The sequence below is a fragment of the Bacillus sp. FSL K6-6038 genome (assembly GCF_038050455.1).
GTDB lineage: Bacteria > Bacillota > Bacilli > Bacillales > Bacillaceae_G > Bacillus_A > Bacillus_A pseudomycoides.
In genome coordinates this window covers 1,920,550-1,944,737 of the sequence record NZ_JBBOUH010000001.1, presented here as the reverse complement: position 1 = coordinate 1,944,737, position 24,188 = coordinate 1,920,550, and the positions used below count along the sequence as shown (strand labels likewise).

Here is a 24,188-nt window from a genome sequence, read left to right as displayed (position 1 = left end):
ACCTCTACATTCGCCAGACATTTCCAAATCCCTTCCAATACATTTGTAAATATTCATACAATTATTCGCATTATACATATCATCCCTTGAACAAATACATTAAAATAACTGTTCTCTTCCTCTAATATATTAGCCCTACAAAAAAGACTAACTTCCAAAATGAGTTAATCTTTTCCCCCAATCGCACTACTCTTAAGACTCTTTACGTAAAAAGTCTACTATTGCACGATAAACAGCATACATTTCGTAGTGATGTTTTTCAAAACTAGGATCAGCACTTGTTCTCACAATAACAAGGTTTTCTGGTTGGTTTATATAAATATTCTGCCCCCAAATTCCTATAGCAAGAAATTCTCCAACTATATAATCTGGTCCAGGAGTCCACCATTGATACTGATAATTATCAGTGAAATGAGATTGATTATCTTTCAGTAGATTATATCTTTCAGGTATGGTTGATTCTCGAATCCACTCTTGAGAAATAATCTGTTTCCCCTTCCAATTTCCATTATGTAAGTAGAGTAATCCAAATCTAGCAAAATCTCTCAACGTAGCATTCAAGAAAGAATAAGATATCATGCTCCCATCACTACCTATATTCCAAAATGCATGGGACTCCATTCCAAGCGGTTCCCATATTTTCTCTTGCAAATATTGTGCTAAGTTCCGTCCAGTTGCTTTTGCAATCAACATGCCTAACACTTGCGCATCTATACTTTTATAAGAAAATTTCCCAGAAAATTCTTTATACTTAAATTGATTTATATACACATTTACACTCTTACTTGCAGTCAATGACGCTTGCATCAGCATATAAAAATCTGATGACAAATTATGATAATCTTCATTGAAATAAATACCAGAGCACATCTGTAGACATTCCTTAATAGAAACATTTTTATATCCGGAGTCCTTTAACTCTGGCAAATAAGCAATGATTGGATCCTTTACTGATTTAATATCCCCTTCATCAATCGCTATACCTACTAAAGCAGATAAAAAAGATTTTGCTACAGACCATGAAGTATTAAGAGATTTGCACGTATTTCCATGAAAGTATCGCTCATTTACAACTTTATGATCTTTCATAATGAAAAAGCCTGTCGCCGTCGTGTTTTTAAGAAACTCATCAAGAGTTGATTGTTTCCCATTATAGCTGTACGTAACATTCATATCCTTCAAATCATAATCAAATCGAGAAATATGTCCTTTACGTTTCACCTTTTGGGCTGGGTATACTTCAGAAAGATTACGGAAGTTTTCAATTGTTTTTTTCTTATCAAATAGTATATGAAAATCCACAAAACGCTTCTTATTTGTAGTATTCTTATTCCTTAAATTTAGTAAATTATTTAAACCAACGGCTATTGAAGCTGGAATCATAATAGTTCTTTTAAAACTATATTTCTTATTCATCTTATTCTCCTTGGATCAAAGCATATTACTTTCAACCTTCTTAACCTATACTTAAAAAACTCATATTCACCCTAATAATGTCAATTATGAACAACACAGAAAGATTACTCCCTAGTTAATTCTAATATAATCCACTTCAAAAAACCAAAGTATGCAGTGCGATTTACATTTCATGTATGAATCTATTCACAAAGCTCTTAGCTTCTTTAGAATTGGCTCGGTACGGTATTGGCGTGGTTGCAGTAGCAATCGGGTGTCATTGTCGATACACCCATCATTCAAGGCTATAACGATTCAGGGTTAATTGATGTAATGAAAACAAAAGTAACAGGAAATAAATTAACTCAACCTGAGCAGATCGCAGATACTGTTTATCTTATTTCATTGGAAGAAGCAAGTTTAATTAATAGTAGAGTTGTTATAGCATATGAAGGTTACGCTTCCTTTAAATAATATTAACTTTCCAATCACTATCATTTTTATACATGCAAAAGCAGCGTAGAATCTATAATTCTACGCTGCTTTTCTATATCAACAAAAATTATGAAATCGAGTTACTCTCTAAACCACCTAATCCTTCTGCCAATTGTTTCTTATCTAAACTCTCACCAATAATCACCAAGTTTGTGGGAAACCCAAAGTCCTGTTCCAATAAAATTGGTACACCAAATGAGTATTGTAATAAGTGCGGATATTTATCTCCATGAAATTTTACAAATCCTTTTACACGATAAATTTCCTGCGATAAATTGGAAAGCCATTCATATAATTGATCTTGATCGATTGATTTTGTAAATTGATATGTCATCGTTTGTATATGTAAATGCTGCTTCATATGTAATGTTTCATGCTCTTCATTTTCTGTAAGTTCCACAACTTCTATATCCTCTAAAGATATATTACAATACTGTGTTTCATACAATTTCGCATGTTTATTAATTGCTGCTACTTCTTCTAAAACTTTTTTCTTCTCCTCATCTTTTAATAAATCTGATTTATTAATGAGGATATGACTTCCGTATTTGATTTGTTCATTTAAAAGTTGTTGAATATTTTTACTTAGTGTATCACGATTTAACCATCTCATTGCATCTAATACAACAACGATGGATTTCACGTCAAGATAAGGAGCTAAAATAGGTGACAGGCATGCATCTAATACTTCAATTGGGTGAGCAACTCCTGTTGTTTCTATATAAATTACATCTGGTCTCTCTTGTTGATATAAAGAATGTAACTGAATCTCAAGTTCATCTTTTAAGGTGCAACAAATACAACCTTTTAAAAGTTCTCTTAAAATATTCTCTTTCCCTATAATATCTGTATCTACCGAGTATTCTCCTATTTCATTCATTAAAACAGCAACTTTTCGATTTTTCTTCTTTTCTGCTAGTAGTAAATTTTGTAGCAATGTGGATTTCCCACTTCCTAAAAACCCACCTAATATATGAATTTCTACTTTACTCATATGACCGACCATCCATTTCTATGCTTTTAATATACTTTAAAGCGTAATTATTACGATTTATATTTATTATTTTATTAAAATAACTGCAATTTGTAAACAAAACACTCCGGTTGTTTTGTATTCCTATATATATTTCGGATGCTCTGTCTTCATAAGTATAGTATGAATAATATAAATTATCTGTTCTATTGTTAATGGATTCAGCATCCTAATTTTCTTCTCTTAATAAAGATTACATTCAAGAGAGGATACTTATGTTTCATTCCCTATGATTCACAACTATATAAACGAATGTATTTTGAAATACTTGAATATCTTTTATGAAATGTAATAAACTAGGTTAGAATCTATAGAAGTAAGACATGTTCTTTCTTACATATCAAAATTACTGAAATAGCGAGGAATTATCATATGAAAAAAGGTATTAACCGTGTTGTATTAGTAGGAACTGGTGCAGTAGGATGTAGTTATGCTTACTGCATGATTAACCAAGGGGTTGCAGAAGAATTTGTTCTCGTTGATGTAAACGAGGCAAAAGCAGAAGGAGAAGCAATGGATTTAAGTCATGCAGTTCCCTTTGCTCCAGCACCAACAAGAGTTTGGAAAGGCAGCTATGAAGATTGTAAAGATGCAGATCTTGTTGTAATTACTGCTGGTTTACCACAAAAACCAGGTGAAACACGTTTAGATTTAGTTGAAAAAAATGCTAAAATCTTTAAACAAATTGTTCGTAGTATTATGGATAGCGGATTTGATGGTATCTTCTTAATTGCTACAAACCCTGTAGATATTTTAACTTACGTAACTTGGAAAGAATCTGGATTACCAAAAGAACGTGTAATTGGTTCTGGTACAACTCTAGATTCTGCCCGTTTCCGCTATATGTTAGGAGAATATTTCAATATTGACTCTCACAATATTCATGCTTACATCATCGGTGAACATGGTGATACAGAACTTCCAGTTTGGAGCCACGTATCAATCGGAATTCAAAAACTACAAACGATTCTTGAAAAAGATAATGACCTTAATCAACAAGATTTAGATAAAATCTTTATAAATGTTCGCGATGCTGCTTATCACATCATTGAACGAAAAGGTGCAACATACTACGGAATCGGTATGTCCCTTTTACGTGTAACAAAAGCAATCTTAAATGATGAAAATAGCGTATTAACTGTATCTGCATATCTTGAAGGTCAATATGGACAAAAAGATGTTTATATCGGTGTTCCTGCAGTCTTGAATCGTCAAGGTGTTCGTGAAATTTTAGAAGTTGAATTAAGTGAAGATGAAGAATTAAAGTTCGATCACTCTGTTCAAGTACTAAAAGAAACAATGGCTCCTATACTGTAAAATACATGCTAATTATGACCTTGCAAAAAAAGCAATCCAAAATACTTGGATTGCTTTTTGCATAGCTTAAAAATTCATTCCGTATTTAGGTCCGATTTCTCTCCATCGTACACTTCAAGCACATCAAGTAAAAAGATAAAGATTGGAATTCCAATAATGAGTCCCCATATTCCTAAAAAATGCTCTGAAAAGATAAGAACCATAAACGTATAAAAAATGGGTAAATTCGTTTTTGCGGACATAAATTTCGGATTTAAGAAGTAACTTTCAATTGCATGAATAACTGCAATAAAAATTAATATGTATACGACATATGCAATTCCACCAATATTATACGCAATGATACAAAGTGGAAATAGTGAAATAATAACACCTGCAACAGGAATTAAACCAAGCAAGAATATCATAACCGCTAATACAAGTAGCTGCGGGAAACCTAAAAATACTAGTGCAATGACAGAAAGAATACAGTTTACAACGGCAATTAAAAACTGTGCCTCAATGACTTTTCCAAATGAACGCGCAAATTTCTGACCAAAGTATGCAATTTCCTCATAAAAAATACTAAGTTTACTATCCTCAAATTTTGAAGTAAAAACAATGATACACTCTTTTTCTAATAAGAAAAATAAACTTAAAATAAGGGAAAGTAAAATTTGTAAACTTATCTTTCCAATATTCGCCAAAGATTGATAAATAACATCCACACCTTGTTCAATATATTTTGATACTTCCATCTGATTAATTGCAGAAAACACATATCTTATCATTTCATTATCAGGGGGATTTTTAAAAAACAATTTGAACTGGTAAATCAATTGTGAAATTTGTATCGTTAATACAGGCAAATATTTATATAACGTAGCAACAATAAACGTAACTAAAACAATGTATAAAAAGGCGATAATCACTTTCCTATTTATCCGTACAAAACGATTAAGTTTTTCAGAAATAAATCTTTGAAAGCGATCCATTAGAAACGTAAGGATAAAGGTAATCAATATTAAATTAATCATACTTTTTAGCCCGTATAATATAAGGGCTAAAATGACTAATATAAGAAGCCTCTGAAACCCTCTACTTTGAAAGAAATTTTTCATTTGAATCATTAAGTCTCACTCTCCCCCTTCGACGGATGGAAATTCCATATATTCATGAAAGTACTAACCGTTTATTTGTTACTATATTAAGACATTTTATGAACTTCTAAAGACAATCTTTCTCACTAATTTGAAAGTGTCCTCTTTTTCTTTTTAATTGTCTTATTTTCTTATTCCATATCAAAGAGTAACACTATATTAGTATATACATCACAACACACAATCTTAGTCTTTTTCATTTTTTGGATAACTACTGATATACATAACCTATTCAAAATAATTCTATCATTTTCTGATATTTTAAGAGTTTTTATTCAAAATACAGAAACAAATAAGCCATAACTAGAAACTTCCATCAGCGGGGGCTTCATCTGCCACCTAACTTCTTTTCTTGCACTGAATTTTGAGGGGGGATTACTGCCCGCAAATAGCGAGATAAACGTATGATTCATGACTACTATTTTATTTCCTTATTTCCGCTTCATCCGCTTTGCTAGTAACTCCTTTACTTGATTATACGTTAACCCAGAATTTTTATTTAAACGTTTCACTTCATCAATATCTGTGCCTACAACTGTATATTTCTTCTCTTTATTCATAATTACACATCCTTTTATAAACTTTCATTGAATCGAGCAAATATTATTTATTATATTTCTTCCCTAAACGAAGAGTTCATACTCATACCATAACAAATTAAGTATTAGTGTACCTGAACAATAAAGTGAAACTTTAATCAGTGGGGTTTTTCTTCATCCCCCACTGATTATTATTTGAACCAATCGGGCTTTTACGGGCAGTTCATCCCCACCTAACTTCTTTGCTTTTGCCAAATTTTGAGGTGGGGGTCTTACTGCCCGCTAATGCGGGAAAAAGGTTTTTAATTACAAATAAAGTCGTTTAATTTATAATAAAGTTGTTTCATTCTTTTATTGCGCAGTAAAATACAGACTGTGCACAAGACATCACACATGAAATCCTCCCACATCAACGGTGTTATAGTATTGGTCGGCAGAACAGAATTTGTCATTTTTTAGAATGCCTTCGGTTTTAAAACCAAATTTCCCATAAAAGATTAAACAACTTTATTTATATTTTTCAATTAATCCTTAAAATCATTTACATAAAAAAAGAAGCTATTTGTCAAAACAGCTTCTTTTTCTGCTATATATATTTATACTTTCAGTCGTACATTTTAATAAAATTTCACTACATCTTCAGTAGGTAAGAACGTTCTTTCTCCTGGTTGTTCATTTGGCTCACCAAATGGCATTTGTGCTACTAAGCTCCATTCTGCTGGAATATCCCATGTTTCTTTCACTTCAGCATCTACAATTGGATTGTAGTGTTGTAATGATGCTCCGATTCCCTCTGCAGATAATGACATCCAAACAGCATATTGTAACATTGCACTCCCTTGGTGAGACCAATATGGGAACTGCTCTTTATATAAAGGTGCATTTTCTTGCATTTGTTTTACAGTTGCTTGATTTTCAAAGAATAATACTGTCCCCACTCCATCATGGAAACCTTTTAGTCTTTCAACAGTTGCTTCAAAATTTTCTGCTGGCACACGCGCTCTAAGTGTTTCTTTTACAATATCCCAGAACTTTTCATGCTCTGCATCCATTAATACAACCATACGACCACTTTGCATGTTGAAAGATGATGGTGCGTGTAAAGCTGTTTTTAAAACATCTTGGATTCTTTCTTTTGTAATCGTAGCATTTTTTGTTACTTTACGGATTGAACGACGGTTCACGATTGCATCTTTTAAATTTGTTCTAGTTACTGACATGTTAATTCCTCCAAGTATATAAGTTGTATAATTTATTTAAACAAATAGATTTGATTCTTCAATTGAAGACAAGTATTAGCAATATCCATCAGTTGTACATCGCATTCCATCAAATGAATTTGTTTTTCCCTTTTGTATTTCTTTATCAATTACTCTTTCTAGCATTTCCTTACTAGCAAGACCTTGAATTACTTCATCTCCAATCATTACCGTTGGAACAGCCATAATATTTGCTTCATCGTATGCGTGTTGGATTGCTTTTTGATGTTTCTCTTTATATTTACGAGTTATTAAAGCTTCTTTAAATTCAGCTTCAGAAAGCCCTACTTCACCTGCTAACTTTGTTAGTACATCTATCTCTTCAATATTTTGTTCTTCCTGGAAAAATGCTGTAAACACTCGATGATGAAAAGCATTTTCCAAACCATGTTCCTTCGCAAATTGATATCCTTCAAACGCAAAGTGTGTATATGGATGAGGTGAAACACGTGGTAAACTCATCTCAACTCCTAACTTTTTCGCAGTAGGAAGAATAAACGAATCCCAAGAACTTAATTTATCTGGTTCTTGCCATGGATCAATTTTTGCATATGGACTTGGACGTAATTCGAATGGCATCCATTCAATTTCTACATCTTTTTCCTTAGCTACTTCATCCAATGGGCCCTTTGCCAAAAAACAAAATGGACAAATAAAATCAGAGTACACTTTCATTTTTACAGTCATATAATTACACCTTACCTTCATTAATTGTCATTAGTTGTAACTAAAGTAGTTACATTTATAAGAAAAAAATATGCACTCTCTTTTTTATAGAACTTTGCATGTTTCAATCCTTATTTCAAGCATTTATTTTCTCTTGTAACGATTCAAACAAATTCTCCATCGTGATATTTTTTAAAACTTCTTCCATTGCAGATTGCGCTTGAACCAAAACCACTTCTAATACAGCTTGAATATTTGCTCCAATTGGACAATCTGGATTGGGTTGTTCATGAATATGAAATAACTTATCTGCCTCAACTACATTTACTGCATGATACACATCTAATAATGTAATCTCATTTAAATCCTTTAATAGTTCAGCCCCACCTGGCCCTCGATTTACATAAACAAACTCAGCCCGTTTTAAGTCAGACATTATTTTTCGAATTACAACCGGATTTGTATTTACACTCTCAGCGATAAATTCTGAAGTACAAATAGAAGATGAATTGTTTTTCAAAATAGATAAAATATGAACAGCTATAGAAAAGCGGCTACTAATTTTCATCATGATCACCACCTCGATGTAATAATTATAGTTACAACTAAAAAATAAGTCAATCCTTTTTATAGATTTTTTTGGACATTATTATAGTTAAAAACAAATAAGCATCTCATTATCATATATGAGACGCTCTTTATCATTCTGCGAATAGCCCTTGGAACTCTTCAATAAATAGTTGAACAGCTAGTGAAGATTCCCTTAATGAAGGAACAGCTAAAGCAATTTCCCTCCATACTTGAGGTGCTAATTCTTTCGTTTTGACATTTGGAGATAGATTCGTTAAAGATAATTCAGCTAATATCGCTAAACCTAACCCCTCTTGAATCATATTTAAAGATGTTGTAACGGTAGACACCGCATACTCAACTCGAAGTGGTACACCTGCTTGTTTAAACATATCAATAATTGGTGGTTCGTATCCTCCCTTAAATAAAATAATTGGTTCACCCTCTAAATCATTTATTGTAATAGCTTCTTTCTCACAAAGAGGATGATCATTATGCAGGACAACAACCATTTTCCCCCTCGTTAACGGTACAATCTCCATTTCTTTATTGGGCAAAATAACAATTCCGACATCAATTACACGTGATAATAGCCACTCTTCTACTTCTTTCAGTGTTCCTTCATGGAGAACTAGCTCTAAATTCGGATATTTTTCACGAAAGATATTAATCATTCTAGGCAAGAAATATGCTGATGCACTTGGAAAGCTTCCGATTCGAATCGTCCCGACTTCATGCCCTTTCTCCATCGCAACCTCTTGTTCTACTTTCTCAACGCCATTTAAAATTTCTCGAAAATGAACAAGAATCCGATTTCCTACATCAGTCAGAATTAGACCTTTCCTTTTATCGCGTATAATAAGCGTTACACCGAGTTCCGATTCAACACTAGAAATAGCATGGCTCACAGCTGGTTGTGTCATATTTAAAACTCGAGCTGCCTTCGTAAAACTTCCTAGTTCAACTACTTTTATAAAAACTTGAAGTTGTGTAATGGTCATAACAAATTACTTATACTCCTTATAAAAAAGATTCATTTTATTTATCGTGTTCAATATCATATCATAGTGAAATGATATACAACAAGGAGGTATTATCGTGACACAGCTTTCACGAACAAAAACGGTCATAATCCTTTCATTTCTCGTTCTTATGTGGGGGGGTAATTGGCCTTTATCTAAATTCGCTCTGCATTATACACCGCCCGTATTGTTTGCAGGAATTAGAACAATAATTGGAGGATTCATTCTACTTATTTTTGCATTGCCAAAATACAAACAGTTACATCTAAAAGAAACTTGGCATTTATACTTTATTTCAGCTCTACTCAACATTATTTTATTTTACGGACTACAAACTGTAGGGCTTCAGTATATGCCCGCTGGACTCTTTTCCGCTATTGTATTTCTTCAGCCTGTCTTACTTGGAATTTTCTCTTGGATTTGGCTGGAAGAAGCAATGTATGGCTTGAAAATTTTTGGTCTTATTCTTGGATTTGCGGGCGTTGCTGTTATTAGCTCTAGTAGCTTAACTGGACATATTTCTGTCATCGGCATCTTACTTGCTTTAGGATGTGCAATTGGATGGGCGCTTGGTACAGTTTTTATCAAAAAAACTGGAAACCGTGTAAACGCAATTTGGATGGTGACACTTCAACTTATTATCGGTGGATTTTGCTTAATTGGCTTCGGTTCAGAATTTGAAAGCTGGTCCAGCATCGCTTGGAGCATACCATTTGTAATCGTACTACTATTCATCTCAATCTTTGTTATCGCAATGGGCTGGCTCGCTTACTTTACACTTGTCGGAGCTGGAGAAGCAAGTAAAGTTGGTGCCTATACATTTCTTATTCCACTTATCGCAATTATTATAAGTTCTATTTTCCTACATGAGGCGATTACAATTAGCTTATTTGTTGGCCTTCTATTTATTGTCGTAAGCATTTGCTTTGTAAATATAAAACCGAAATCGCTCATCATGAAACAGTCTATTGAACCCAAAAAATGTTAATTAAATATAAAAAAGAAAGAGCCTATGAACTGTACCCTATAAAATGGGCAGTTTAATAAAAAGACCTTTAAAAATTAGGCACTTAAAAGATGGTTCCGGTATTGTACGAGGGCACTGAAAAACTTACGTTTTCCAGTGCCCTCCAATGATGTGAAACGAAAAAAGGTAACTTTCCGTTCAATTTTGAACGGAAAGTCACCTTTTTCTTATGCTTTTTTTACTTCTTTTCCTTTATTAAGGTCATGATTCGTTTTAAATTAACTGCGAATATGGCCATCGCCCCTTGTATTTGCATGCCAATGAGACCCGAGGAAGATGCCACATCATACCCGTGTCTATGTTTGAGTTCACTATTTTTCGCTTCAATTTTATAACGCTCTTTTGCTTTATCTTTGAACAGCTCGCTTTCTTGAAACATTTTTTGTTTACTATGTTCTGTTGAGTGGATAGTGACTGAATACGTTTTTGATTTTGTGCCATCTTTATAACACCCTTCTTTGAAAGGGCATCGTTTACATTTTTCTATATCAAAGTAATAGGTATCTCTCTGATTTTCACCTATATTTTTCTTTCCTTGCCGTGCTTTACGAATAGCCATATGCCCAGCTTTACACACGTACATGCCGGCGTCCTTGTTAAACTCGAATTCATCTTCTTTATGACGTTTACCTTGGGTAATATTTGGACTTAATTTTGATACTAATTGTAATTTATGTTCGTTCGCATATTGAATATTGCCTTTCTCCGAATAAGCGGTATCTCCAATAATTGTATCGATTTCCATACCCGTTTCCTGGCTCTTTTCAATCAATGTTTGAAGATATTTTCCATCGCTTTTTTCCCCCGTTGTAATCACAGCAGCTGTAATGATACGTTCTTCGTTCATCGCAATATGTGTTTTATATCCAAAGAAAGAGGAATCGGCTGTTTTATGCCCAATTCGCGCATCAGGGTCTTGTGAAAATAAAAGATGTTCTTCGTGATCTTCTACAATTTCTTTTAAATAGTTGAGCTTTTCTTTTACATTTGGATATTCACGAATGATTTCTTCTTTTTCTACAGCTTCAATGACTTTTTGGCAGTATTCAAGTTCGTCTTTGTTTTGGGCGGGAATTTTTCTTTCATTCCTTCATCAATTTGATAAACAGCTTTGCGAAGTAGTTTGGATTTCTCCACTAAAAATTCTTTCGGTGATTTCTGATTGAAGCGTACTTTTGTATGTGTAGCGTCAACAATAATCGATTTACTTGTAATCAAATCCTTTTCCATTGCGATTTCTACTGTTTTTTGAATGAGCATGTCAAGTAACCCTACATCTTTCAAACGAAGCTTCGTTAATGAACTAGGATCAATCACCATATCTTCTGGTGCCATATCTAAGAAGTATTTAAAAGACATATCATATTTTGAGCGTTCGACAACATCCACATCAGATAAATCAAAAATGGATTTTAGCAATAAATATTTGAACATACGAACAGGCGGCACTGCATTGCGGCCATTATCAAGACAATATTTATCCCTCAATTCTTTTAAAACAAAAGAAAAATCAACCATTTCATTGAATTGACGAAGCATATTATCTTTTGGCACGACGGTATCGTAAATTGCCATGAATGGACTAAGATTTAGAGATTGTTGTTTTACAATCATTCTAGACACCACCTAGAATTAGTACAACTTTTTTATAAGGAGGACTTTTTCAGTGCCCTCTATTGTACCGGAGCCATTTTTTTGAGTGTCCATTGATAACGATCATAATTATAATCTTGCATATACTTCTCGATTACCAGTTGAAGAGATTGGAACGTTTGAAGAACAAAGAATACAGTTCTAACTGCATAATCTAATACTGTAGGTAACAATTTAATACCCCTTTTCTATCTATTTGTTTATTACGTGCCTAGATTATATTTCAAAATGAATTCTATCGTTGTACCTTCATACAACAAAAAAACACCCTATTATTTGTATGATAAGGAAGTTTTTTATTAGATTTATTAGTCGGTTGTAGTTTTAATTATATTCCTGTTTTAATGTTCTAAATGCAAATGCACCTGAAATGATTTGTAAAACCACTGGAAGAAATAATATAAATAATCCTAAAAACAATGAAATTATACTTAATACAATCATACAAATACCATAAGTTTTATTATTTATTTTATTAACACAACAAGCTAATACTAATAGGCCTATTTGAATAATTAAGGCGATGCTAGAAGTAATGATAATATATTCTTCAATACCTCCAGAACTAGTGTGAGAATTAGTGTAGGAAATACTACCAATTACAATAAATAAAGAAAGTAAGAGTCCTAAGATTCCTCCGATTAAGCCGATTACAAATTCTACAGTGCGTTTCAAATTACAATACCATCCTTCAAAAATATTTTTTAAATTAATCCTTATATATAATTACTGTTATTTCGTAATAACTAAATGTTTTAATGAGGTTCTTGCTTTAAAGATCGAAATGCAAATCCACCAGAAATAATTTGAAGAATTACTGGAATAAGTAAAAGGAATAATGACATAACCAATGTTACTACTGGGAGTAATATCATACAAAGTCCATAGGCTATATTGTTAACCTTATTTACTGAACATGCTAAAACTAACAGCCCTATTTGAATAATTAATAAAATAGAATAATAAGTTAAAAGTTTATAATCAATATAACCATCCATAGCAGTTATAGCTATCATCAATATAATAAAAGAACCTATAACTCCAAAAATACCACCAATTAAACCTAGTATAAATTCAGGTGTTCTTTTCAATTCTAATACCTCCCTAACTATTAATATATTATGTATTTAATGTCCGTTTATCTATATTATCAAATATAATTTGGAAAAACTATGCATAAATGTATTTAGTTCAATAAATAATTGTGCACTGAGGAGACAAAGAACGAGTTAGAAGATATGTTAGAGGAATCTCTAAACAGCAAACTTTAACAAAATATAGATTTGATATGTAAGGGAACTTCGGCTTGTATATCACTCGTTCCCTTTCCCTCTGTTCCAATACGGAACGGAATGACCCCTTGAATGGGATGCCCATCAGCAGAAATAGCTTTCCACTGAATGGAATACGTACCATTTGGTATATTTTGTTCCACTCCAGCTTCTAATAATTTGGGATTCTTTTTATCAATATGAGCATTTTTTAAATCTACTCGTTTCCCTGAAGCATCCCTTACGAATACTGTATTAAAGTGTGAGGATTGAAGCATTTCATCAAATTCAATCCTTACAACGGAAGGTGCTTTTTCTAATGTTTCATTTTCTGCAGGATTTGATTTAACAATATAAGCATGAGCGGAAGCCGCGCTCGGTGCCAGTATCAGTAACACACATACCATTACCATCCAGATTCCTAGTTTTCTTACTACACTCACATTCATTTCACTTCTTTCTTTTGCATCACTATATTTCACTTGGAAGTTAATAAAGTACCACTATTTTTACTCTCTTTTTTTAGAAATTAACCTCATTAAATATCAAATAATAAAATATAAATTCTCATTATGAACTGTTCACACACCACCTTTAACTTACACTTATAAAGCTACTATTTATACAAATATAACTTATCTTTATAAAGTTAGTTACGATTATAACATATAATATATAAATATAAGTTTTTAAAAACGAAAAGAAACAGTGAATCATTTGTGAAGAAAGTGTGAAATCCACTTTCATACAGCGTAATTCCTCACAAAAAAGGTATTACGCCAATGCGTAACACCTTTTTGTTTTTTAATCAATATTATACAACCTACTCTATCTAATCGATGCGTTACTGCAGTAAGTGTTGTCGCGATTGTCCAGGCTTCTAAACTTGCTGCCGCGACACCTTTTATCACACTTCATATACAAATTATTGTTCCTCTGGGTAATCACAATATTCGATAATTGTCCCCTCTGTATCTGCTGGATTGAGGTAAATTAATCTTCTACCATGCTTGTTTATACGGAGTGTATGCTCCAACGTTCGAATTCCTTGTTGTTTTAATTCTTCTAAAGCTTGATCCAAATTATCTACACGATAAGCAATGTGATGTACGCCTTTTCCTTTTTGCTTTATAAACCTAGCAATTGGCGAAGTTGTATTATTCGTCGGCGCAAGTAACTCAATTCTATCTCCGTTCACTTCAAGAATAGCCACTTCACTCTCAACACCTATCGCTTCACTTATGTAACGATCTATTAATGTTCCTGATAAGACTTTTTCATAAAAACGTATACTACTATCTATATCACGAACAGCAATACCAATATGATCAATTTTTTTATTCATTTCGTTTCTCCTAGATTCATTTTACTTCTTTTATAAAAGACATCTAATCAAATTGCCATCTATGAATGATCCAGATCTCTATATTTATTATACATCTAAATTATTATAAAAACTCTCGCTATTCATCTCCTATAATAATAAAAAAGTTATAGAAACGAATTCTATAACTTTTTTTGGTACATATAACTACTTATTTACTCTCGCTACGTTAGAATGAATTTCACTTTTCATTCGTAAATAACTAATCCCATATCCAATAAGTCCACCAATAATAGCTGGGAAAATCCATCCGAGCCCTACTTCATGCATCGGAAGAATTTGAGTGAACAGCTGATTAACTACTTGAATATTTACTCCAGCTACACCAAGTCCATCAAATAAACTTATAATAAATGTTACAAGTAAGCTTGCTTGATAAACTTCTGATCTCCCTTTAAATAATGGATGTAAAAACGTTAAGAAGATTAATACAATTGCTAATGGATATATAGCTGTTAATACAGGAACAGAAATAGCAATTAATTGTGTTAATCCTACATTCGCAACAATTGCACTAAACACAGATAACATAATCGCGATTTTTTTGTAAGATACCTTTGGAAATAATTTATGGAAAAATGAAGAACATGCTGAGACAAGCCCTACACTAGTCGTTAAACAAGCTACTGTAATCATTAATCCTAACAGTATTCCGCCATATGAACCAAAGTAGTAATTTGAAACCTTCGCTAACACTGCTCCTCCATTATCTAAATGTCCAAGCTTCGCTACGCTTGAAGCTCCCATATAAGAAAGCGCTGTATAAATAATCGCTAATGTCGTTGCTGCAATAATTGTTGCTTTTGCACAAACAACCATAATTTGTTTTTTCGTCTTCGCACCTTTTTCTTTAATAGCATTAATGATAATAATGCCAAATACGAAAGATGCAAGCGTGTCCATTGTTAAGTATCCTTCTTGAAAACCTTTAAAGAATGCGTGAGATGTATAATTTTCAACAGGTGCTTGCATATCCCCTATTGGGTGAATAAAAGCAACAATTACTAAAATTCCAATGAACGTTAATTTGATTGGCGTCAAGATTTTCCCAACAATATCGACAATTTTCGCAGGATTGAGCGAAAAAAAACATGTAATGCTAAAGAATATAATTGTAAAAATGATTAAAGGCATAGAACCTAAACTTTCTGGTACAAAAGGTTTAACACCAATTTCAAAGGAAACATTACCCGTTCTCGGTATAGCAAACAAAGGACCAATTGCTAAATACAAAACTGTTGTAAACACAACACCGAAAACAGGATGAACACGACTTGCCAGCGATTGTAAATCCTCTTTACCTGAAATTCCAAATGCTAATACACCAAGTAACGGTAGTCCAACTCCAGTCACTAAAAATCCTGCATTCGCTGACCAAACGTTCGTTCCCGCTGATTGTCCAAGCATCGCAGGGAAAATTAAATTTCCTGCCCCAAAAAAGAGAGCAAACAACATTAATCCAATAACTACTATGAACGAAAATGGTACTTTGTTCGTCATCATAAAACCTCCATTAAAAATAACGTATCTCATTTCCAAATTTAACTAATTGAAGATTCTGAATATTTAACTTAAAAGTTAAGTATTCTGTTCATTTATTATAGTCCCAAGGATAATATATTGCAATACTATTTTCGAACTTTTCTTTTTTTTTAGATATACAAATATTAATAGAGACTCAATTTTCCTGTTATTATATAATTCCGCATCAATATTTAAGAAGGTGTTGCGTATCATCACAACACCTTCCCTCTATCGTTATATAAACAGTTCTTTACTAATAAATAGCGAAATCAACATGTTTTCCAAGTAGTAAAGATTTTTTATCTTTTATTACAAAGCAACATTTATATCTTTTTAACAAATTCAGATTTTAATTTCATTGCTCCAAAACCATCAATTTTACAATCAATATCATGATCTCCATCAACTAAGCGGATACTCTTTACTTTTGTACCGATTTTTATAACTGATGAAGTTCCTTTTACTTTAAGATCTTTGATGACTGTTACAGAATCACCATCGTTTAGTACATTTCCATTTGCATCTTTGATTACCTTTGTATCTTCACTATTTTCAGTTTCTGATTCTAAAGTCCACTCATGAGCACATTCTGGGCATACGAAAAGATTCCCATCTTCATAAGTGTATTCCGAATTACATTTAGGACAATTTGGTAAATTAGACATATTTTATTTCCTCCACTTGTTATCATTCTAATATATATGAATTATTTTCAATTTCCTTTTTACGACTTCATAAGAAAAACAATTACGAAGTTAAACTGTTTCTTATCCATTTCTCAAACTTCTATTTTTATCGAATTTCTTTCAATTTCTTAATAATCATGTTTGGTGTCGCCCATTCATCGCGATCAAAATCAGAGATAGATACTTCAATGTTTAAACGTTCTTGAAATTCTACTAATAAAGATACCGTACCAAAAGAATCTAAAATCCCTTCTTCAAATAATTGCACATCTGGGTTATCTTTTACGATATCATTTTCACATACTTCTTCTAAAATGTTTAATACTTGATCTTGAAATTCAGACATTATTTATTCTCCTTTATATCCATGATTTATAATACATTTCTTCTTAAAAATCTAGTGCATTAGCTTTATTATTTATTGTATTCCCTTCCTGGGATTGCTGAGAAAGCCCGGTACATTCACGAAAAGCGAAATGCTTACACCCTATACATTTTTTCGTATTTAAATGCTCTAGAGCGTAGTTAATCGCTTCTCCTGTATGATCAAAAAAGTTTTCTTCTCCAATCTCAGCGTATAATCCATTCTTGTCTAGAGTTGTTTTTAACTCTGATTGAACTCCCGAAATGAGAAGTACGCCACCTTGTTTTTTAAAATGCTGGACAATATTCCTAAAGTATGATTCTCCTGTTGTATCAATAAAAGGAACTTTTCCCATACGTAAAATTAAAACTTTAGGTTTATAATGAATGGTTGCTAAAATGTTTTGTTCAAACGTCTGAGCAGCACCAAAAAATAACGGACCTTCTATTGTATAAATACTAATTTGCGGACAATCATGAGCTTTACTTACCACATGTGGTAGCAATTTTTCGTTCTTTTTTGTGTGATCAGGAAGCACTTTAGATATAACGAGCATATTGCTCATACGTTTTGTAAACAAAATAATAGCTAAAATAAGACCGATTTCCACAGCAGTTGTCAAACTAGTAAATACAGTGAGTAAAAAAGTTACAAGTAATACAAGGGAATCCCCTGTCTTCATTTTCAGTATGTGAACAAAGTGTTTTTGCTCACTCATATTCCAAGCTACTACCATTAAAATGGGAGCCATACTAGCAAGAGGAATATGCGAAGCATATGGAGCTAACAATAGAAGCGTAAATAACACAAATCCCCCATGAATCACACCTGACATCGGAGATACGGCTCCACTTTTGATATTGGTTGCTGTGCGAGCAATCGCTCCAGTTGCAGGAATCCCTCCAAATAACGGTGTAACAATATTAGCAATACCCTGACCAAACAGTTCTTTATTACTGTTGTGTTTACTATTTGTCATACCATCTGCTACGACAGCAGATAAAAGGGATTCAATACCACCCAGCATTGCAATAACAAATGCTGGACCAATTAACTGTTGTACCCGCTCTAATGTAACTTCTGGTATAGCAAAATGAGGAAGTGTATTTGGAATCGTACCATACGCTGTGCCAATAGTAGGTATATGCCCTGAGAAAAATACAGCAGCAATTATAGTTGAAATAACAACACCTACTAATGAACCAGGTACTTTTGGAAAAATCTTTGGTGTTATCAATATAACAAAAAGGCAAATCAAAGCAGTTATAATACTATAAAAATTGATGGTATCAATATGGATAAAGATTTCATTTAGATTTGCTATAAATGCCTCATGCTTTTTTATACCTGTTAGACCTAAAAAACTAGCAATTTGTCCCGTAAAGATACTAACAGCAATACCTGATGTAAAACCAATTGTTACAGGGCGCGGGATAAATTTAATTAAAGATCCTAGTTTAAAAATTCCCATAAGGCATAAGATAATTCCGGCTAATAAACCGGCCAGTAGTAAATTTTCATACCCATAGGTAATTACAATCCCTAAAAGAATTGGAACAAAAGCACCTGTAGGCCCTCCAATTTGATACTTTGAACCACCAAATAACGAAACGAGTATCCCGGCAATACATGTTGTATAAATTCCATACTCCGGCTTAACGCCAGAAGCTATAGCAAAAGACATAGCAAGTGGAATCGCGACAACTCCGACAATCATTCCAGAAAGAAGATCCTTTTGAAAATGTCCTAATGAATATCCTTCAAACCTTCCTGTAAATAACCCTTTCATTACAAAACCTTCTTTTCTATTTTTAATAAATCTTGCTTCTTTTCTTCTGAAAGAATATTTTCTTGTGATAAATTTGAATCCTAAATGTATGTTTCATACTTTTGTACAAGAGTTCTTTATCTCGTTACAAGAAAATATCAGCCTAGTATTGGCTATACGTTTTGCTTAAATGTCGTTCTAATTTCCCTATGTCTCCACCTTCTTGCATGTAGGATTTTAACCTTTCTGCTAAAAGTAATCCATCTCGATTATTTAATTTTTTCATATCTATAAACGATGTAACCTTTACTATATCTGGGGTAATATCTCTACGAAACATTTGCCCTGGAACTTCATTCCAGAAACGATTCCACTCGTCCAATATTCCGATTTGATCAAATAAAAAACATTGCATCCCACATAGCCAAGCTGTGCAAGCCGTATTTCTCTTTTGACATCCTACTCCTTCTTGCAAATGTTGGCATAAAAAACAACAAGAATTCCCACTTTCAATACAAACTTTACAAACGTGATGAGCTCCTATTGAGCGAAATAGTTCCATTCCGTATTGAATAATATCCTCTTTCTTAACTTCAATACTCAATCTAATCCTCCTTACTCATCACTTCACGTTCTGTTTCATCCAACTCTTCTAACATTGAAATTGTATCGATTAAATGGTTGTTAAAAATTTTCTTAGCAACTACCAGTAAATCCACAATCATAGGATCTCGCAAGGAATATAAAACTCGTTTTCCGTCTTTCGTACCAACAACAATGTTCTTTGAGCGTAGTACACTAAGTTGTTGAGAAACAGCTGAACCTTCTTTATTAAGAATCGTTTGCATTTCATTTACGCTTTTTTCGCCCTCTGATAATAATTCAAGAATACCTATTCGCAAAGGATGTGATAAGGCTTTAAAAAAATCAGCTTTAAATTGTTGCATTTCGTTTCCCATTCAAACGCCTCCGTTATTTATCCTTAATTTGAAAAATCATCATATACATCTTCAAATGTTTGAATATGTATATGATACTTCTAAAACTTACAAGTTTCAATATAAATTTTGAAACTTTAAAAACCTAACTGTTTTTTGTACCAGAACAAAGTTCCTTATTTTAATTCGATAAGGTTTTTAGTATTAGTTTGATAGGAATTGAGACAAACAATTTATCCATTATTTTCTTTTAAATCATTGCGTCTATTCTCATTTATAATTCCCTCTGAGTGAAATATTTCAAACGAAAAAACCTCGCATCCTTAATGATGTGAAGTTTTAAAATGAGGACAGTATATATTCAAATTTGACTTTGCCACGTTTCTTCTACCCTCATTTGTTGCCTAACAAGAAAAGCATGACATTTCGCTGTCATGCTTTTTTCATGCATTTTATAATAACTCATTTAGTAAAAAATTTTTTATCTTTTACTTTTTAATATCCATAAGATTCACCCTTTCCGAAAAGCTAACTAAAGAAAACACAAGTTAAATACTGCTGTAAATTCTATTAATTAACTTATAAGTAACATTAATTTTTCATTTCTTTTCTCCCGTTCTTCTTTAGCTGCTAGGTCGTACTTTTTTAAAAGGTGAAATATTTCATTTAATATTTTCTGTGAATGATTGCTTTTTAGAAATTCATGTAAGTCTTTAACCAAAAATTCGGATAAAAAACATTGCTGCGTTTCAAGTTTATTGATTACATCTTCAAAAGAATGATCTATATTACACATTCTATTAAAATCCCTCCTTATATCCCTCTCTTTTAAAAGTTCCGTTCTTTTACTATGTTGATATTTAATTTCCATTTGTAGATAAGATCTTGAGCTAAAGATGTAAACATCTCTCCAACAAGCGAATCTTCGTCATATACGGACGAACCTTTATTTTCTTCAGGCTTTGCAAAAGGTATTTGTGCCTTCACTTCTGTTTGCAGTTGTTCTGCTAACATTTCGCCGCCACCCTTCCCAAAGAGATAATTTCTTGAACCATCTTGTTCCTCATAATATGCCATATTCTCAACGATACCTAAAATATCGTGTTTTGTATGCTTTGCCATTACCCCTACTCTGGAAGCAACAAACGAAGCTACACTATGAGGAGTCGTAACTATAATTTCCTTCGCATGAGGAATCATCGCAGCCACATCAATCGCGACATCTCCTGTACCAGGAGGCAAATCAAGAAGAAGATAATCTAATTCTCCCCAATGAGTATTGGCAATGAAATTTTGAATCCATTTGTTTAACATTGGCCCTCGCCACATAACTGGGTTATTACCCTCTGTAAAAAATCCCATTGACATAATTTTAACGTCGTGGCTAACGACCGGAATCGCTGTCTGATCTATCATTATTGGCTTTTGATTAGCTTCCATCATAGCAGGGATACTGAATCCATATATATCTGCATCTAAAATCCCAACCTTTTTCCCCATACGGGCTAAAGCAGTAGCAAGGTTAATCGTCACAGTTGATTTTCCGACTCCACCTTTTCCACTTGTCACAGCAATAAAACGTACACCTGAATCTGGTCGCAATATACTAGGCATGCCGGTTTCCGTTCTAGAATTTTTCTTTAAAGTTTCTGTTAATGCAGCTCGTTCTTCCGGTGTCATGGAGCCGAAAGTCAAAGACACCTTAGAGGCCCCAATGTTCCGAAGAGAGTCTTCAATATCTTGTTGAATTTTTGCCTTTAATGGACAACCTTGAATCGTTAAAATAACTTCAAGGTAAATATGTGTGCCATCAATTTGAATATTTCTTACCATGTTTAATTCCACGATACTTTTGTGCAACTCTGGATCCTGAACATGGCTTAGAACTTTCATAATTTGTTCATGAGTAAGCATAAATCTCAGTCCTTTTCATTTTTATTTGATAATTTTTAGTACAAACAACATTATCCTCCACTTACAGGTGGGATAAACGCAACGTCATCTCCGGATTTTACAATATGTTCGTCAGTTACAAATTCTTCATTGATAGCCACCATGACTCTATCCAACGATTGTAAATGATAACTATCTTTAAGCCATTCTTTTAATTGATGAACACTAATCTTTTGTTTTTCTATTATTACTAATTGGTCTGAGCCGACTTCCTCTCGCAAATTTGCGAACAGTAAAATTGTAATCATCTTCTCACTCTTCCTTCTTTGGTTCCCCTTCCGGGTACGGCGTATTTTCGAGCTGATCTCCAATCCACTTTGTTCCATCTTCCCAAAATTCTTTTTTCCAAATTGGGACGATTTGCTTTATGCGTTCAATTGCGTATTCATTCGCTTCATAGGCAACTTTACGATGCGGCGACGACACTGCAATTACAACTGCAATATCCATTATTTCTAGTCGTCCCACTCGATGTGTAATTGCTATCTTTGCGCCCGGCCAATTCTTCTTAATTTCTTCACCAATTTGAGTAAGCATTTTTATTGCCATTGGTTTATACGCTTCATACTCTAAATGCAAAGTTCTTTTTCCCTTTGTCAATTCTCTTACTGTTCCAATAAAGGTTGTAATAGCACCTGCTTCTCTTCTTACTACCTTATTCGTTACTTCTTCGACTAAAATAGGAGTAGCTACAATTTCAAATAATACTTGTCCCATCAACATGATCCTCCTCTTGTTTTAAAGCTCTATTATTTATCCCGCTATTTGCGTGCAGTAAGACTCCACCTCAAAACTCAGCGAAAACAAAAAGGTTAGGTGGGAGATCAACTGCCCGTAAAAGCCTGATTGGTTCAACTAATAATCAGTGGGGGGCCATCCCCCACTGATTAAAGTTTCACTTTATAGGATGGAATAATATTGATCCAAGGCCATTCACTGCCTTGATTATCTTCTAATAAGAGAACATCTACGAACATCCCTTTCTTATATCCTCTTGTACCGCCTGGGAGTACGATAAAAGCGTTTGATTCAGCTAATGAAGAAACCGCACTAGACTTATCAAACCCTGATGGATAGGCGATTACTTGTCCTTCGTTATATTTGAGCTTTGCTCGTACAAATCTTGTAAATGGATTAGGTTTTAAAAAATCTTCTCCTAGTAATGCTTTTTCTTTTTTTAAATGTGGCTTTTCACTAAACATATAGGTACGAATGCTAGGTCTTACGAATAACTCAAAGCCTACATAACAAGCAGAAGGATTACCTGATAACCCAAATAATAGTTTTTTATTTAATTGTGCTACGGTCGTGACGCTACCTGGCCGCATTGTAACTTTGTTAAAAAGAACCGATGCCCCTAATTTTTCGTATATAGCTGGCAAATAATCATAATCCCCTACCGAAACACCACCGGTTGTGATTAACATATCCACTTGACTTAACACTTCTTTTACGGCTGCGTGGCACGTATCAAAATCGTCACTAAACTTACCAAAGTATTTCACTCTTCCCCCTGCTCTTCGAATTTGGGACAATATCATGTACGTATTACTATTTCGAATTTTCCCAGGTTGTAGTAATTCATTTACATCAAGAAGCTCACTCCCAGTCGCCAATACTCCAACTACAGGCTTTTTTGCAACTGGCACTTCGCTGTAACCAAATGTAGCAAGGAGAGCTGAAATACCTGGATTAATGTAAGAACCTCTCTTCGCAAGAATTGTCCCTTTACGTGTATCTTCACCTTGAAAGGAAATATTTTCTCCTTTTTTGAATGAGCGTTTCACTTCCATATAGGCTTTACCGACATCCTCATATTGACGGGTCAGTTCCAGCATCACAACTGCATTACATCCTTTTGGAATTTGTGCCCCCGTCATGATTCGAACTGCTTGAAATTGACCTACCTCTTGAGGAAATATGGAACCTGCCCCAATTTCGCCAATTACTTCGAACAAAATTGGATTCTCATAACTTGCCCAGGCAGTATCTTCTGCCCTAATAGCAAATCCATCATATGGTGAGCGATCGAAGGAAGGAACATCATGATCAGCTATTAAATCCTCTGCTAATGTACGCCCATAAGCTAGTTCAAGTGGCAGTAGTTCTTTTAAACCACGATTGGCAAATTCCATTACTTTATGGACGGCCTCTCCAACTGCAATCGGTATTCTCTTTTCCATAA

At 33.5% G+C, this 24,188-nt stretch carries 27 protein-coding genes and 2 pseudogenes; 3 read left to right on the top strand and 26 right to left on the bottom strand.

The window, feature by feature from the left end:
• Positions 1-192: 192 nt before the first annotated feature.
• Positions 193-1,416 (bottom strand): serine hydrolase domain-containing protein, encoded by a 1,224-nt coding sequence (locus NSQ40_RS09940; RefSeq protein WP_098716355.1) that lies wholly within the window; start codon positions 1,414-1,416, stop codon positions 193-195.
• Positions 1,417-1,728: 312 nt separating this feature from the next.
• Here NSQ40_RS09940 and NSQ40_RS09935 point away from each other — a divergent pair, with 312 nt between their 5' ends.
• Positions 1,729-1,869 (top strand): hypothetical protein, encoded by a 141-nt coding sequence (locus NSQ40_RS09935; protein WP_003196947.1) that lies wholly within the window; start codon positions 1,729-1,731, stop codon positions 1,867-1,869.
• Between the two features lie 88 nt (positions 1,870-1,957).
• On the opposite strand, the gene NSQ40_RS09930 is transcribed toward NSQ40_RS09935, so the two are convergent.
• A complete protein-coding gene (locus NSQ40_RS09930; protein WP_033798357.1) occupies positions 1,958-2,884 on the bottom strand; it encodes a CobW family GTP-binding protein in 927 nt (308 codons plus the stop codon).
• Between the two features lie 411 nt (positions 2,885-3,295).
• Between NSQ40_RS09930 and NSQ40_RS09925 the strand changes: the two genes are divergently transcribed.
• A complete protein-coding gene (locus NSQ40_RS09925) occupies positions 3,296-4,240 on the top strand; it encodes an L-lactate dehydrogenase (RefSeq protein WP_003196943.1) in 945 nt (314 codons plus the stop codon).
• Between the two features lie 74 nt (positions 4,241-4,314).
• Here the strand turns inward: NSQ40_RS09925 and NSQ40_RS09920 are convergent, their stop codons facing one another.
• From NSQ40_RS09920 to NSQ40_RS09890, 6 genes are all read right to left on the bottom strand, one after another.
• Positions 4,315-5,349 carry an AI-2E family transporter gene (locus NSQ40_RS09920; RefSeq protein ID WP_098101300.1) on the bottom strand — a complete coding sequence of 345 codons (1,035 nt, stop codon included), beginning with the start codon at positions 5,347-5,349 and terminating at the stop codon, positions 4,315-4,317.
• 461 nt (positions 5,350-5,810) lie between these two features.
• Entirely contained in the window at positions 5,811-5,939 is a 129-nt protein-coding gene (locus NSQ40_RS09915; RefSeq protein WP_003196938.1) for a hypothetical protein, read from the bottom strand.
• 596 nt (positions 5,940-6,535) lie between these two features.
• Complete coding sequence (locus NSQ40_RS09905; RefSeq protein ID WP_003196936.1) at positions 6,536-7,138, bottom strand: nitroreductase family protein; 603 nt, start codon at positions 7,136-7,138, stop codon at positions 6,536-6,538.
• A gap of 75 nt (positions 7,139-7,213) precedes the next feature.
• Entirely contained in the window at positions 7,214-7,864 is a 651-nt protein-coding gene (locus NSQ40_RS09900; RefSeq protein ID WP_098716356.1) for a DsbA family oxidoreductase, read from the bottom strand.
• 115 nt (positions 7,865-7,979) lie between these two features.
• Positions 7,980-8,411: an Rrf2 family transcriptional regulator gene (locus NSQ40_RS09895; RefSeq protein ID WP_018765415.1), complete on the bottom strand. Its 432-nt coding sequence runs from the start codon at positions 8,409-8,411 to the stop codon at positions 7,980-7,982.
• Positions 8,412-8,544: 133 nt separating this feature from the next.
• Positions 8,545-9,414 carry a LysR family transcriptional regulator gene (locus NSQ40_RS09890; protein ID WP_341286103.1) on the bottom strand — a complete coding sequence of 290 codons (870 nt, stop codon included), beginning with the start codon at positions 9,412-9,414 and terminating at the stop codon, positions 8,545-8,547.
• A 97-nt stretch (positions 9,415-9,511) separates the two neighbouring features.
• Here NSQ40_RS09890 and NSQ40_RS09885 point away from each other — a divergent pair, with 97 nt between their 5' ends.
• Positions 9,512-10,423, top strand: coding sequence for a DMT family transporter (locus NSQ40_RS09885; protein WP_041488404.1), 912 nt, complete (start codon positions 9,512-9,514; stop codon positions 10,421-10,423).
• Positions 10,424-10,640: 217 nt separating this feature from the next.
• Here the strand turns inward: NSQ40_RS09885 and NSQ40_RS09880 are convergent.
• The 18 genes and pseudogenes from NSQ40_RS09880 to NSQ40_RS09795 all read right to left on the bottom strand — a co-directional run bounded on the left by NSQ40_RS09880 (position 10,641) and on the right by NSQ40_RS09795 (position 24,186).
• A pseudogene (locus NSQ40_RS09880) lies at positions 10,641-12,076 on the bottom strand (IS1182 family transposase).
• A 59-nt stretch (positions 12,077-12,135) separates the two neighbouring features.
• Positions 12,136-12,288, bottom strand: a complete 153-nt coding sequence (locus tag NSQ40_RS09875) for an IS3 family transposase (RefSeq protein ID WP_003196922.1) — start codon at positions 12,286-12,288, stop codon at positions 12,136-12,138.
• 151 nt (positions 12,289-12,439) lie between these two features.
• On the bottom strand, positions 12,440-12,790 hold the full coding sequence (locus tag NSQ40_RS09870) for a DUF4064 domain-containing protein (RefSeq protein ID WP_097786829.1): 351 nt from the start codon (positions 12,788-12,790) through the stop codon (positions 12,440-12,442).
• An 80-nt stretch (positions 12,791-12,870) separates the two neighbouring features.
• Positions 12,871-13,206: a DUF4064 domain-containing protein gene (locus NSQ40_RS09865; protein WP_097786830.1), complete on the bottom strand. Its 336-nt coding sequence runs from the start codon at positions 13,204-13,206 to the stop codon at positions 12,871-12,873.
• 209 nt (positions 13,207-13,415) lie between these two features.
• Positions 13,416-13,835 (bottom strand): annotated as a pseudogene (locus tag NSQ40_RS09860) (copper resistance CopC family protein); the annotation flags it as partial.
• A 294-nt stretch (positions 13,836-14,129) separates the two neighbouring features.
• Entirely contained in the window at positions 14,130-14,297 is a 168-nt protein-coding gene (locus NSQ40_RS09855) for a hypothetical protein (RefSeq protein ID WP_003196912.1), read from the bottom strand.
• Positions 14,298-14,311: 14 nt separating this feature from the next.
• On the bottom strand, positions 14,312-14,731 hold the full coding sequence (locus NSQ40_RS09850) for a VOC family protein (RefSeq protein WP_003196910.1): 420 nt from the start codon (positions 14,729-14,731) through the stop codon (positions 14,312-14,314).
• 186 nt (positions 14,732-14,917) lie between these two features.
• Entirely contained in the window at positions 14,918-16,270 is a 1,353-nt protein-coding gene (brnQ, locus tag NSQ40_RS09845; RefSeq protein ID WP_018765410.1) for a branched-chain amino acid transport system II carrier protein, read from the bottom strand.
• Positions 16,271-16,617: 347 nt separating this feature from the next.
• Positions 16,618-16,959, bottom strand: coding sequence for a zinc ribbon domain-containing protein YjdM (locus NSQ40_RS09840; protein WP_003196906.1), 342 nt, complete (start codon positions 16,957-16,959; stop codon positions 16,618-16,620).
• 127 nt (positions 16,960-17,086) lie between these two features.
• The gene (gene dltC / locus NSQ40_RS09835) at positions 17,087-17,326 is read right to left on the bottom strand and encodes a D-alanine--poly(phosphoribitol) ligase subunit DltC (RefSeq protein ID WP_003196905.1); all 240 of its coding nucleotides are present in this window, start codon (positions 17,324-17,326) and stop codon (positions 17,087-17,089) included.
• A 43-nt stretch (positions 17,327-17,369) separates the two neighbouring features.
• Positions 17,370-19,133 (bottom strand): SulP family inorganic anion transporter, encoded by a 1,764-nt coding sequence (locus tag NSQ40_RS09830; protein ID WP_003196903.1) that lies wholly within the window; start codon positions 19,131-19,133, stop codon positions 17,370-17,372.
• Positions 19,134-19,275: 142 nt separating this feature from the next.
• Positions 19,276-19,716: a hypothetical protein gene (locus NSQ40_RS09825; RefSeq protein ID WP_003196901.1), complete on the bottom strand. Its 441-nt coding sequence runs from the start codon at positions 19,714-19,716 to the stop codon at positions 19,276-19,278.
• Position 19,717: 1 nt separating this feature from the next.
• A complete protein-coding gene (locus NSQ40_RS09820; protein WP_003196899.1) occupies positions 19,718-20,071 on the bottom strand; it encodes an ArsR/SmtB family transcription factor in 354 nt (117 codons plus the stop codon).
• 553 nt (positions 20,072-20,624) lie between these two features.
• On the bottom strand, positions 20,625-20,846 hold the full coding sequence (locus NSQ40_RS09815; protein WP_003196897.1) for a hypothetical protein: 222 nt from the start codon (positions 20,844-20,846) through the stop codon (positions 20,625-20,627).
• A gap of 32 nt (positions 20,847-20,878) precedes the next feature.
• Positions 20,879-21,964 (bottom strand): P-loop NTPase, encoded by a 1,086-nt coding sequence (locus NSQ40_RS09810; RefSeq protein WP_003196895.1) that lies wholly within the window; start codon positions 21,962-21,964, stop codon positions 20,879-20,881.
• 50 nt (positions 21,965-22,014) lie between these two features.
• On the bottom strand, positions 22,015-22,251 hold the full coding sequence (gene moaD, locus NSQ40_RS09805) for a molybdopterin converting factor subunit 1 (protein WP_003196891.1): 237 nt from the start codon (positions 22,249-22,251) through the stop codon (positions 22,015-22,017).
• Between the two features lie 4 nt (positions 22,252-22,255).
• The gene (locus tag NSQ40_RS09800; RefSeq protein ID WP_097786832.1) at positions 22,256-22,720 is read right to left on the bottom strand and encodes a molybdenum cofactor biosynthesis protein MoaE; all 465 of its coding nucleotides are present in this window, start codon (positions 22,718-22,720) and stop codon (positions 22,256-22,258) included.
• A 170-nt stretch (positions 22,721-22,890) separates the two neighbouring features.
• Positions 22,891-24,186 (bottom strand): molybdopterin molybdotransferase MoeA, encoded by a 1,296-nt coding sequence (locus NSQ40_RS09795; protein ID WP_097786833.1) that lies wholly within the window; start codon positions 24,184-24,186, stop codon positions 22,891-22,893.
• Positions 24,187-24,188: the final 2 nt, after the last annotated feature.